Origin of the sequence: Actinomyces sp. 565, from assembly GCF_010365615.1 — a bacterium.
Lineage (GTDB): Bacteria > Actinomycetota > Actinomycetes > Actinomycetales > Actinomycetaceae > Actinomyces.
In genome coordinates, this window is record NZ_PIZD01000018.1 from 1 (window position 1) to 11,995 (window position 11,995).

Annotated in this window: 13 protein-coding genes; 9 read left to right on the forward strand and 4 right to left on the reverse strand. The window is 66.7% G+C overall.

Features of this window, described 5'->3' with window-relative positions; genetic code table 11:
• Both GZ997_RS03385 and GZ997_RS03390 read left to right on the forward strand, forming a co-directional pair.
• On the forward strand, positions 1-556 hold a 556-nt coding region (locus tag GZ997_RS03385; protein ID WP_162678855.1), incomplete at its 5' end, for a DUF6571 family protein.
• A 222-nt stretch (positions 557-778) separates the two neighbouring features.
• A complete protein-coding gene (locus GZ997_RS03390) occupies positions 779-1,552 on the forward strand; it encodes a transposase family protein (RefSeq protein WP_162678856.1) in 774 nt (257 codons plus the stop codon).
• 85 nt (positions 1,553-1,637) lie between these two features.
• Here GZ997_RS03390 and GZ997_RS03395 read toward each other — a convergent pair whose 3' ends face one another.
• The 4 genes from GZ997_RS03395 to GZ997_RS03410 all read right to left on the reverse strand — a co-directional run bounded on the left by GZ997_RS03395 (position 1,638) and on the right by GZ997_RS03410 (position 4,956).
• A complete protein-coding gene (locus tag GZ997_RS03395) occupies positions 1,638-2,096 on the reverse strand; it encodes a hypothetical protein (protein ID WP_343212259.1) in 459 nt (152 codons plus the stop codon).
• A gap of 611 nt (positions 2,097-2,707) precedes the next feature.
• Entirely contained in the window at positions 2,708-3,421 is a 714-nt protein-coding gene (locus tag GZ997_RS03400) for a hypothetical protein (protein WP_162678857.1), read from the reverse strand.
• A gap of 251 nt (positions 3,422-3,672) precedes the next feature.
• Positions 3,673-3,897: a hypothetical protein gene (locus GZ997_RS03405; RefSeq protein WP_162678858.1), complete on the reverse strand. Its 225-nt coding sequence runs from the start codon at positions 3,895-3,897 to the stop codon at positions 3,673-3,675.
• Between the two features lie 342 nt (positions 3,898-4,239).
• On the reverse strand, positions 4,240-4,956 hold the full coding sequence (locus tag GZ997_RS03410) for a hypothetical protein (RefSeq protein ID WP_162678859.1): 717 nt from the start codon (positions 4,954-4,956) through the stop codon (positions 4,240-4,242).
• On the opposite strand from GZ997_RS03410, the gene GZ997_RS03415 reads away from it, so the two are divergent.
• The 7 genes from GZ997_RS03415 (at position 4,955) to GZ997_RS03445 (ending at position 11,887) form a co-directional block, all read left to right on the forward strand.
• Entirely contained in the window at positions 4,955-5,185 is a 231-nt protein-coding gene (locus GZ997_RS03415; protein ID WP_162678860.1) for a hypothetical protein, read from the forward strand. The two genes, GZ997_RS03410 and GZ997_RS03415, sit on opposite strands and share 2 nt — an antisense overlap.
• Positions 5,182-5,586 (forward strand): L-rhamnose mutarotase, encoded by a 405-nt coding sequence (locus GZ997_RS03420; protein ID WP_162678861.1) that lies wholly within the window; start codon positions 5,182-5,184, stop codon positions 5,584-5,586. The genes GZ997_RS03415 and GZ997_RS03420 overlap by 4 nt, the downstream gene beginning before the upstream one ends.
• A 43-nt stretch (positions 5,587-5,629) precedes the next feature.
• Positions 5,630-6,919 carry an MFS transporter gene (locus GZ997_RS03425; protein ID WP_162678862.1) on the forward strand — a complete coding sequence of 430 codons (1,290 nt, stop codon included), beginning with the start codon at positions 5,630-5,632 and terminating at the stop codon, positions 6,917-6,919.
• A gap of 90 nt (positions 6,920-7,009) precedes the next feature.
• Positions 7,010-8,200, forward strand: a complete 1,191-nt coding sequence (gene rhaI / locus GZ997_RS03430; protein WP_162678863.1) for an L-rhamnose isomerase — start codon at positions 7,010-7,012, stop codon at positions 8,198-8,200.
• A 14-nt stretch (positions 8,201-8,214) separates the two neighbouring features.
• A complete protein-coding gene (locus GZ997_RS03435; RefSeq protein ID WP_162678864.1) occupies positions 8,215-9,780 on the forward strand; it encodes a rhamnulokinase family protein in 1,566 nt (521 codons plus the stop codon).
• 76 nt (positions 9,781-9,856) lie between these two features.
• Positions 9,857-10,969, forward strand: a complete 1,113-nt coding sequence (locus GZ997_RS03440; RefSeq protein WP_162678865.1) for an alpha/beta hydrolase fold domain-containing protein — start codon at positions 9,857-9,859, stop codon at positions 10,967-10,969.
• Positions 10,970-11,071: 102 nt separating this feature from the next.
• A complete protein-coding gene (locus GZ997_RS03445) occupies positions 11,072-11,887 on the forward strand; it encodes a class II aldolase/adducin family protein (protein ID WP_162678910.1) in 816 nt (271 codons plus the stop codon).
• The last annotated feature ends 108 nt before the right edge of the window (positions 11,888-11,995 follow it).

Sequence of the window (11,995 nt, forward strand, 5' to 3'; positions counted from 1 at the left end):
TGGCCTCGTGACTGACGCACAGTTCGAGACCGTCCTGTACCGTGTCATCGACGACGAGCACGCCGCAGACACACTGGTTACCGCCATGCTCGAGTATAACCACGACCAGATCGACTCAAAGATGCCCACGGCAACCGACCCTAGCGAGACATTACTAGGAAGACACCAGCATGCGGGCATGACCACGGGTTATCTCGATGGCATTGCTGAGCTGCGAGCAGGCGACAGTACTTCCGACACCATCGACGTCGCTGATATCAGGACCGTGCTGCGTGCTCAGGCCTACGTTGATGCTGCGAACTACGGCCTGCTCAGCGACGCCACCATGGAGGCGGCTGCTACCGGCAACAACGGAGGCCCATTCTCCTTCTACACCGAGGTCGACGGGAAACCCACCATCACCGCGTCTGATCCCATGGCCCCCGACGCCGCACAGGGCTATATGAACTGGAGAACGCTAGTCAACGATCCCACCATGCACATGCTCGACACCGAGATTAATGCTGGCTACAGCCTTGGCTACGACGAGGGACAGGCAGCCAAAGTTATCAAATGAGACCACCTAAAGCTCTTGTCCTGAGTGCCGCATTTTTGCAGCACGCCGTTACGTTGCGACGCGATACGCATGCACACCTGGGTGCAGTCGCCCTGGAGGGTTATTCATGGGGGGGTGTGGGGGATTTGCGACACGCGCGTGTGGCGGGTGTGTGCTAGGGCGGCTCGTTCCTGCGAGGATTCGTTTGTCCATCGAATATCCTCTAAGAACGAGCCGCCGGTTATGAATGCTAGCACGAAGCTTGACCGCCACCAGCTCGCCGACCTGTGCGCCGCCCTACACAAGCACGGTGAGCTGCCCAAGGTCGGCAGCCGGGCCCTGGGCCTGTACCAGCGAGTCAAGCTAACGGTCATGGCGCTGCGCCACAACCTCACCCAGCAGGTCCTGGCGGAGTCCTTCGACGTCTCCCAGCCCACCGTCTCCCGCATCATCAGCTCCTACACCGCTCTCATTGCCGATGCCCTGGCAGACAACGTGTCCGCGGTGGAGGACATCGACCCCACCCAGGTGCTGATCATTGACGGCACCGCGCTGAAGACCTGGGACTGGAAGGACGTCCCGGGACTGTTCTCCGGCAAGTACCGCACCACCGGGCTGAACGTCCAGGTCGCCTGCACCCCCTCCGGGGCGATCGCCTGGGTCTGCGACCCACTGCCCGGATCCGTGCATGACGCCGCCGCACTGCGGGCCTCGGGCCTACTGGACATCCCGCCCCAAGACCTGCCCGACGGCGCCACAGCTGCCCTCCGTATCGGGGACAAGGACTATATCGGGCTGGACATGACCACCCCGGTCAGGAAGCAGCCCGGACACCCCCTGCCAGAGGCCGACAGGGCCTACAACCCCTCCATCAACCGCATCCGCTACGTAGTAGAAAGAGCCATCGCCAACCTCAAGACCTGGCGCACCCTGCACACCGGCTACAGAAGACCAATCAAAACCTTCCCGACAACCATCCCCGCCACACTCGCACTCATATTCATATACACCCCATGAATAACTCTCATGAACACTACGGCGGCGACTGGTGAAACAACAAGCAGAGTTCCCTGCTCTTACAGATAGAGCAGGGAAGGGCTACTCATGGTTCGGTGGTGGGTCTGGTGTTGAGCGTCTGGATCTCGGCTACCGGTATGGTGGTGGTTGTGCTGGTGGTGTGGGTGTCCATGGTTCCGGTGGCGCCATCAGAAGCCGTGTACTCGATCGCGTAGGACACCTTGACATCCACCGGCGTCACAGAGTCCTTGAAGTGGGCGCTGGAGCGGTTGAAGATGATCTTGCAGTCCGTTCCCCTGGAGTCGTTGTCCTGGCTCCACGGGATCCCGAACCCGGTGCACTTGGCAGTGCCGTCCTTGGGCTGCAAAGTCAGCATCGAAGCCGTCGCCGTGATTGTGGCGGTGGTGGCACCCGCTGTAGCCGTCACGGTCACTTCCCTGGGGGTGTCGCCGGTGGCCCACACCCAGGTATCCCAGCCCACGATCGTGGCCTGCATGTCCCCGACCATGGGGTTGTAGCCGATCGTGGCGGTCGGGATCGTCACCGCATCCCACGCAGCCCGCGCCAACGTCTCACCATCTATCTCGGGCTCCGGGGGCGAACTACCAGCAGGAACCCATACAGCCATGTTCCTCTCAACCCAACTCTTTGACAACGCGCTGAAGTCCGCAAGATCCTCCCCCCTGTAATACTCGGGAGAGCACTGGGGAATGTACCAATACCCCTCTGAGTCGGACGCATGAGACTCGTAATCCGGGAAACGAGAACGATACTCTTCCAGCGTATGACCACTAAAACGGGTGACGTTATAGATAGTAGCGTCCGACTCCAACAAGCTAGCAGTCTCCTCACCCGTCCTAAAGGGAATATGCCAGCACACCGGCTGCACCGTAGTAGTCACCGACTGCGACCACGACACCACCCCACCACCGGAACCAGCCGACCCATCCGCCGCAGCCGACGTGGAGGTTGCCGTGACACTTATCGTCACCGAGCCATCCCCGCCCTGGGCAACCGAACCGGAAGACGAGCCGCCAGCAGTTTCATCGTCCAGCTCGAAGGCTTGGGCCGGAGTCGTGATTACGAATGATGTGGCTAACAGGAGCGCTGCGCCCGCCAGCGCGGCTAGTTTTCGAGTTGTCTGCCGCATTGGGGTCACACCGTGCACTCGTTGATCGACAGGGTTCCCTCGGAGGCTTCCTTCCAGGTGCCGTCCTCGTACACCATGGTGACGCGGATATTGCGCCGCACCTGCAAAGTGTCAGGGTTGCTGATGTCATTGCCCTCAGCGTCATACTTCACCAGGTCGGTCTGGTCGGCACAGACCTCAACCACGGCTTCGGGCCGTACAGCATCCAGCGACGTCAAGTACACCGACGTCACCGCGACCCTCACCGTACCGTCAGTGTGTCCGGCGACAGCCTGGTCCACGTTGTTCGTGAGCCTTTGGTATGCCTCCGCGGTCATGAGGGGTTGGGCGTCCTCGATGCCGGTGCGGGTGAACCAGATGTTCCAGGTGACCTGGTCGTAGTGGACGAAGGCCCTCAGGACCTCGGTCTGCAGCTCGTCCAGGTCCTCGGGGATCGATGTGATCACATGCCGCTCCGTGGACAGCGACTCCGCCGTCACCACACCAGCCGCCTCGGCAGAAGCAGCAGCCGACGCAGACGCCTGGGCCGCCGCGGCCGACTCCGAGGCCCTTGCCGAGGCAGCCGCCTCCGGATCATAGGCCGGAACCCCCGAGGCACCACCGCCAGGGTCCTGCGAGCACGCAACCAAAGGCCCACACGCCAGCAGCAGCGCCGCAGCACCCGCGGCGGCACGGCGCAGCCCGGACGAGCCGGTCGGGAAACTCAGGAAATGATGCATGGGCAGCTCCTCGCATGTACTGGCCAACGTAAGGGCAACGTCATCAGGACGTTACAAAGCCTCGCACGCCCCCGGCGTGTGCGCAACCCGGCCAGGGCCGGCGGAGGCGGCTTCAGCGCCTCCGCTGCTCCTGTTGTTCCTGAGCGTGAGCGCCGGCGCCCCTGCCGGGCCGTTGCCGTCAAGCCAAACGTACTAGCGGGCAACCAAATGGGGCGTCGGGCCCGCGCCCGTGCTCCCGAAAAGAGGGAGCCTCACGCAGGACGAGGGGGCCTCATGCAGGCCTTGTCGTGCAGGCCGCCACCATCCACCAGCTCCGAGGAACAGGGCACCACGCACCAGTAGCCCTCGACACCGTCCGCACAGGACTCACAGTCGGGGCAACGCGTCTTCTGCTCCTCCAGCCCCTCCGGGTCGTCGTTGTTGTCATTGCGGTCGAAGCTGTTATTGCGGTCGAACAGGCCGAACAGCGGCGCCATCCGGAGACTCCAGCCACTTCGCGGTCTCTGCGCCCGACATGCCCCGCGTGTACCAGCACACCGGATGCACCGCAGTAGTCACCGACTGCGACCACGCCGAAGCACCACCACCAGGGCTGCCGCCCGAGCCGTCAGCGGCAGCCGACGTGGAGGCTGCCGTGACACTTATCGTCACCGAACCATCCCCGCCCTGGGCAACCGAACCAGACGACGAACCAGAACCGGCATGGACGTCTTGTATCTCTTTTGCATAAGCGGCTGGAACAATACCGACCGACACAGCAAATAACAGTACCGTGACGTAAGCTATTGACAGCAATCGCCCCTTGAAGCCCACCATTCTCACACCACACATTCGTTTACAGTCAGAGTTGCCTCATCCGATTCCTTCCAAACCCCATCCTCATACACCATGGCAATAACGGTCCCATAACGCCCTTGGAGGGTCTCCGGATTACTGATATCATTTCCGTCCTCATCATAGGAAATGAGATCAGACTGGTCGCCGCAGATCACGACCTGCGCCTGCATATAGGCAAGGACGGTAACCGCCTCAACTGAAACTCTGACTGTCCCATCGGTACGCCCATCGCCGAGTTCCTCAAGACCGTTCGTGAGTCTTTGGTATGCCTCTGTGGTCATGAGGGGTTGGGCGTTCTCTGCGCCGGTGCGGGTGAACCAGATGTTCCAGGTGACCTGGTCGTAGTGGACGAAGGCCCTCAGGACCTCGGTCTGCTGCTCGTCCAGGTCCTCGGGGATGGAGGTGACCTGGTAGCGGTCGGTGGACAGCGACTCCGCCGTCACCACGCCGGCCGCCTCGGCAGAAGCAGCAGCCGACGCCGATGCCTGGGCCGCCGCGGCCGACTCCGAGGCCCTTGCCGAGGCAGCCGCCTCCGGATCGTAGGCCGGAACCCCCGAGGCACCACCGCCAGGGTCCTGCGAGCACGCAACCACCGGCCCACAAGCCAGCAGCAACGCCGCAGCACCCGCGGCGGCACGGCGCAGCCCGGACGAGCCGAGCCCGGACGAGCCGGTCGGGAAACTCAGGAAATGATGCATGGGCAGCTCCTCGCATGTACTGGCCAACGTAAGGGCAACGTCATCAGGACGTTACAAAGCCTCGCACGCCAGCATGTCGCGCGCAAGCAACGACCGCACCCAGCAGTTCCCATCCGCGCTTGACGAGCGCCCAGCCAACGGACTACAGTCGATTGCGTTGAAACGGTTCACGCCGTTGACCGGCACCGTGAAAACCACGGCGCTCGAACCGAACAAGGACGTTCCATGACCGACTCCCCCACCGCCGACGCCTCCGCCTCGGGCACCACCAAGCAAGCGGCCCTCACCGAGCTACTCAGCACGACCTCCGCCCGCTCCCCTCACCGCTGCTGCTTCCTACTGCACGTACACCCGGACCGGCTCACCGACTACGTCGAGGTCCACCAGCACGTGTGGGAGGAGATGCGCCAGGCCCTGACTCGCTGCGGATGGCGCAACTACTCGCTGTTCCTGCGCCCCGGGGACGGGCTCGTCGTCGGCTACTTCGAATCCGACGACGTCGACGCCGCCCAGGCCGCCATGAACGATGAAGAGGTCAACACCCGCTGGCAGGCGGAGATGGCCCAGTACTTCGTCCAGCCCGACGGCGGCACCAACGAGATCCTGCCCCAGTACTTCTATCTTCCCTGACGCCCCCGCCCCACCCCATCCCCCACGACTCAAGGAGGAACCCGTGGCACGTAAGCCACTAACCGGCTGGAAGGCGACCGCCGCCGTCTCCATGTCCAACTACATCGACTCCGGCTCCATCATCGCCATCGCCACCTCGCTCGGCTTCTGGAGCGCCGCCTACTTCCCCGACGACGACGGCACCATCGCCGGGCTCCTTGCAGCCTTCAGCTCCAACGCCTTCGGCGCCGCCATCGGCGCGCTGATCGGCGGCCCCCTGTGCGACAAGTACGGGCGCAAGTTCATTTACACCTACGACCTGCTGCTGTACGCGCTAGGCGGCCTGATCGTCGTCTTCACCGTCAACCTGCCCATGCTGTTCACGGGCTTCGTAATCGTCGGCCTGGCGGTGGGTGCTTCCGTCCCCGCCGGCTGGACCTACATCGCCGAATTCGCCCCCACCGGTCAACGCGGCAAGCACATCGGAGCCACTCAGCTGGCCTGGTCATTCGGCCCGTTCATCGGCTTCGGCCTGGCCGCGGCACTCGCGCCGCTGGGCCTGCTCGGCAGCCGCATCGTCTTCGCTCACCTGGTCGTGATCGCCCTGGTCACCTGGTACATCCGGCAGGGCCTGGAGGAGTCCGAAACCTGGCAGAACGCCAAGGGCGGGGCACAGGCCAAGCCGCCGTCGATGTGGACGGCGTTCCGCAAGCTGTTCAACCGCCGCGTCAACATCACCGCGCTCATCTTCCTGGCCGTCATCTACACCTGCTGGAACCAGGCGGCCTCCCAGAACGGCATCTTCCTGCCCACCATTCTCGGCTCCATGGGCTACGAGACCATCCAAACCGACCTGTTCTCCATGCTGTCGTGGGGCTTCGTCATCATCTCCACCTTCATCTTCATGAACCTGGTGGACCGCGTCCCCTACCGCTGGCACTATCTGGTCGGCGGCCTGGCGGCCATCTTCTCCTGGATCATCCTGGTATTCGGCCCCTCCGACGCCGCCTGGACCGCCTTCGCGTACACCATCATCTGGGGTCTGTCCGCCGGACCGTCCGCCCAGGCCTTCTACTCGGTGTGGTCCCCAGAGCTCTTCGCCACCCCGTACCGCTCGGCCGCCCAGGGCATTGTCTTCTTCGCGGTACGGCTCGCCTCCGGACTGATCTCGCTGATCTTCCCGGTCATCCTCAAGTGGGACAACGGTCTGATGATCGACGGCCTCATCCTCATCGGCTTCCTCGTGGTCTCCACCCTGGTGGGCACCATCGGCGCTCCCAAGACCCAGGGCAAGTCCCTGGAGGACATCGAGCTGGAACGCTACGGCGAGCGCGTCACCAACGCCAACGCCTGAGAGCCGGCACAGCAACCACCAACCACCGCCTCACGGAACCAACCACAGGACCACCAGCATCCATCCACCCTCACGAAACGGAGAGAAACCATGACCGGCAACACCCCCTCGCTATCCGACCTCAGTGATGTGGCCCGCAGCCTGCTGCAGACCCAGTCGATCGAGCTGCCCAGCTGGGCCTTCGGCAACTCCGGCACCCGCTTCCGCGTCTTCACCACCGCCGGCGTGCCCCGCGACCCGTTCGAGAAGATCGACGACGTCGCCCAGGTCAACCAGTACACCGGCGTCACCCCCCGGGTCTCCCTGCACATCCCGTGGGACAAGGTCGACGACTACGCGGCGTTGCGCGCTCACGCCGAGGACCAGGGCGTCACCATCGGCAACATCAACTCCAACGTCTTCCAGGACGAGGACTACAAGCTCGGCTCCCTGACCAACTCCAATGAGCGGATCCGCCGCAAGGCGATCGACCACCACCTGGAGTGCATCGACATCATGCGCGCCACCGGCTCCCCGGCTCTGAAGATCTGGCTGGCCGACGGCACCAACTACCCCGGTCAGGACTCGATCCGTGCCCGCCAGGACCGCCTGGCGGACTCCCTCGCGGAGATCTACGCCGCCCTCGACGACGATCAGGAGCTGGTGCTGGAGTACAAGTTCTTCGAGCCGGCCTTCTACCACACCGACGTGCCGGACTGGGGCACCTCCCTGGTGCACTGCCTGGCACTGGGAGACCGCGCCAAGGTCGTCCTCGACACCGGGCACCACGCCCCCGGCACCAACATCGAGTTCATCGTCGCGCAGCTGCTGCGGCTGGGCCGCCTGGGCGCCTTCGACTTCAACTCGCGCTTCTACGCCGACGACGACCTGATTGTGGGCGCCGCCGACCCCTACCAGCTGTTCCGCATCATGAACGAGATCGTCGCCGCCGGTGCGCTGGCACCCGACTCTGGGGTCAACTTCATGCTCGACCAGTGCCACAACCTGGAGGAGAAGATCCCCGGCGAGATCCGCTCCGCCACCAACGTGCAGGAGGCGACCGCCAAGGCACTCCTGGTGGACCGTGAGGCCCTCGACCAGGCGCAGCGCGCCGGCGACGTGCTGGCCGCCAACGACATCCTCGTTGACGCCTACAACACCGACGTGCGCCCGCTGCTGGCGGAGCTGCGCGAGTCCCAGGGTCTGGCCCCCGACCCGATGAAGGCCTTCCTGGAGTCCGGCTACCTGGACAAGGTCCGCTCCGAGCGCGTCGGTGGCACCGCCGCCGGCTGGGGAGCCTGAGAGAGGTGCCGACCATGACCAACGCCCGCCCCATCCACGTCGGGGCCGTCGACCTGGGCGCCTCATCCGGGCGCGTCATGGTCGGCACCATCGCCGACGGCCGCATCGAGCTGACCGAGACGCGCCGCTTCGCCAACGGCCCCATCCCCCTGCCCGGGCCCGGCGGCGAACGCCTGTTCTGGGATGTGCTGCACCTGTGGGACGAGATCCGCCAGGGGCTGCTCGCCGCCGTGCGCGACGTCGGCCCCCTGTCCGCCGTCGGTATCGACACCTGGGGCGTCGACTACGGACTGCTCGGCCCGGGCGGCCTACTCGCCGGGCAGGTGGCCTCCTACCGCTGCCCCCGCACCCGCGGCGTACCGGCGGAGGTCTTCGCGGCCATCCCCGCCGCCGAGCTGTACTCGGTCAACGGACTGCAGGTACAGGACTTCAACACCCTCTTCCAGCTGGTGGCCGAGTCCCGCGACGGCGGCCTGCCCCGCGCCGCCGCTCCGGCCGACGGCGGCGTCGCCCCGGCGGCCCCGGGCGCCTGCTCCGCCCAGCGCACCATGTTGCTGCTGCCCGATCTGCTCACCTACTGGCTCACCGGCAGGCCGGTCGCCGAGATCACCAACGCCTCCACCACCGGCCTGGTCGACTCCCGCGAGCGCACCTGGTCCGCGCCACTGCTTCAGCGGCTGCGCACCGACCTGGGCCTCGACCTGGACGGCGTGCTACCGGGCGTCGTCGAGGCGGGCACCGTCGTCGGCCCGGTGCGCCGCGACGTCGTCGACGTCTTCGGACCCGACGGCACCCCGACGCCGGTGGTGGCCGTCGGCTCCCACGACACCGCCTCCGCGGTGGCGGCCGTGCCCGCGGCCGGAAGCGACTTCGCCTACGTCTCCTGCGGCACCTGGTCGCTGGTGGGGCTGGAGCTGGACGCGCCGGTGCTCACCGAGGCCTCCCGGCGGGCCAACTTCACCAATGAGCTCGGCGTGGACGGCACCGTGCGCTACCTGAAGAACGTCATGGGGCTGTGGGTGTTCAACGAGGCCGTGCGCACCTGGCGTGAGCAGGGTCTGGAGCTTTCCTACCGGGAGCTGGACGCCGCCGCCGCGGCCGCAGACCCGCTGCGCACCATCGTCGACATCAACGACCCGGTCTTCTTCGACCCCGGCGACATGGCTGCCCGCATCGACGACTACGCCATCCGCACCGGCCAGCCGCGCCCGCGCAGCGTCGGCGAGTACGTGCGCTGCATCGACGACTCCCTCGCCCTGGCCTACCGGCGCGCGGTGCGCGAGGCGAGCGAGCTTTCCGGCAAGCACGTCGGTGTGCTGCACATGGTCGGGGGCGGCATCAGCAACCGCCTGTTGTGCCAGTTGGCCGCAGACGCGACCGGGCTGAAGGTGGTGGCCGGGCCCGCCGAGGGCACCGCCCTGGGCAATATCGTCGTCGCCGCCCGCGGTGCCGGGCTGGTCGAGGGCGACCTGACCGCGCTGCGAAAGCTGGTGCGCGCCTCCTGCGACATCACCGAGTACGCCCCCGACCCGGCCGCGGCCGCCGGCTGGGACGCCGCCGAGCGCCAGCTGTTCGGCTGAGCGCACCGGCCCCGCGGGGTACGGGCACCACCAGCGCACTCCACCGCACCATCCACCACTTCCCACGGAGAAGATCATGACCGATGCTCCCGGCGCCGCCCCATCGACGCCGCAGCCCACCACCACCCGCGACGGCGTGCCCGTGGCGCCGCTGGCTGGCGGCTTCCTGCCGCCCTATGCCGAGCGCTTGCACCTGATCGCCGATTTCCCGGCGCCGCGCGCCGAGGACCTGGCTACCGCCGATCCCGCCGCGGCCGCCGGGGTGCCCTTCGCCGCGGAGGCCTTGGCCGCTATGGAGGCATGGGAAGCACCCTTCGGGGAGCCGGAGCCCACCCGCGCCGCCGTCGAGGACTGCGAGCTGCCCGGCCCGCACGGGCCGATACCGGTGCGCATCTACCGCCCCGAACCCGGCTGGGCCCCGCCCACGCCCTCGCCGGCCACGGATACGGGCCTGCGGGCCGGACTGGTGTGGTACCACGGCGGCGCCTTCATCGGCGGTGACCTGGACATGCCGGAGGCCGACGCCGTCGCCCGGGGCCTAGCCACCCGCACCGGCGCGGTCGTCGTCTCGGTCTTCTACCGGCTGTGCACCGGCGGCATCCACTACCCGGTCCCGCACGACGACGCCTACGCCGCCTACCGGTGGGTGCGTGAGCACGCCACCGAGATCGGCATCGACGCCGCCCGCATCGCCGTCGGCGGTGCCAGCGCGGGCGGGAACCTGGCCGCCGGGGTGACGCTGCACGGCGTCGACGACGGCGCTGCCCCCTGGCAGGCGCTGCTCGCCTACCCAGTGGCCCACGGCGGGCTCTGGCCCACCCCCAGCCCGGAGCTGGCGGCGCGGCTGGAGCAGATGCCGCAGATTCTGCGGTTACCCACCGACGTGATGGCGGCGATGAACACCAACTACCTCGGCGCCCCGCTCGACGCGGACGCACCCGCCTACGCCTTCCCCGGGGACCTGGACGCCGCCCGGCTGGAGGGCTGGCCGGCCACCTACATCGAGAACTGCGAGAACGACGACCTGCGCGCCTCCGGCGAGGCCTTCGCCCGCCAGCTCCGGCAAGCGGGAGCCGATGTCGAGGTGCTCACCTGCGCGGGTGTGCCCCACGGGCACCTCAACGCCGTCGGCAGCCCCCTGACTGCCGCCAGCCTCGACCGCTTCGCGGCCCGGCTGGGCCGCGGCTAAAACCAGCAACCACGACCGCCGTAGACGGGCTCCGCACCAACCAGCCATCTACCAACAACTCCCCAGAAACAAACACCGAAAGGACGATTCACCGTGACCACCATGCCCCTGTCGGAGATCCTCGCCCAGATGGGTGCCGCCGGACGCCGCCTGGACCACATGGGCGCCGTCGAGGCCGGCGCCGGCAACATCTCCGTATCCATCAACGCCTCGGCCGATCAACTGAGGCTGACCGACCGCTTCCCGCAGGTCGTCCCCGGCACCGAGCTGCCGCTACCCGCCCCCGCGCTGGCCGGCCGCACCGTCCTGGTGACCGGCTCGGGCTGCCGCCTGCGCGACGTCGCCGAGTCCCCGGAGGCGAATGTCTCCGCCTTCGTCGTGGACGAGGGGGGCGTAACCGGCACCTGGTACACCCACCCCGACCGCGCCTACGTGCGCCCCACCAGCGAGTTCAACTCCCACCTGGCGGTCCACAACGACCAGGTGGCGCAGCGCGGCGTGGACTTCCAGGCCGTCATCCACGCCCAGCCGCCCTACCTGGTCCAGCTCAGCCACATCAAGGACATCCGCAACACGGCGGACTTCAACCGCCGCATCCTGCGCTGGGAGCCCGAGACGATCGTCCAGCTCCCCCAGGGCATCGAGGTGCTCGACTTCATGGTGCCCGGATCGGCCACCCTCATGGAGAACAACGTGCGCGCCCTGCGCGACCACGTGATCGTGCTGTGGTCCAAGCACGGCATCATGGTCCGCTCCGACGTCGCCCCCCTGGCCGCCGTCGACAAGGTCGAGTACGCCGAGACCGGTGCGATGTACGAGGTCCGGAACATCATGGCCGGGGGCCTCGGCGAGGGCGTGACCGACGCCGAGCTGCACGCCGTCGTCGAGGCCTTCAACGTCGACACCGACCTGTTCTGACCCGCCTCTTCCCCGAGACCGGCACAAGTAACACACCGAGACCGGTCGAAGTTACGACGCGGTGCCCAGATTGTCTGAATTCGGCATGAACGGCATCGAGTGCCCACG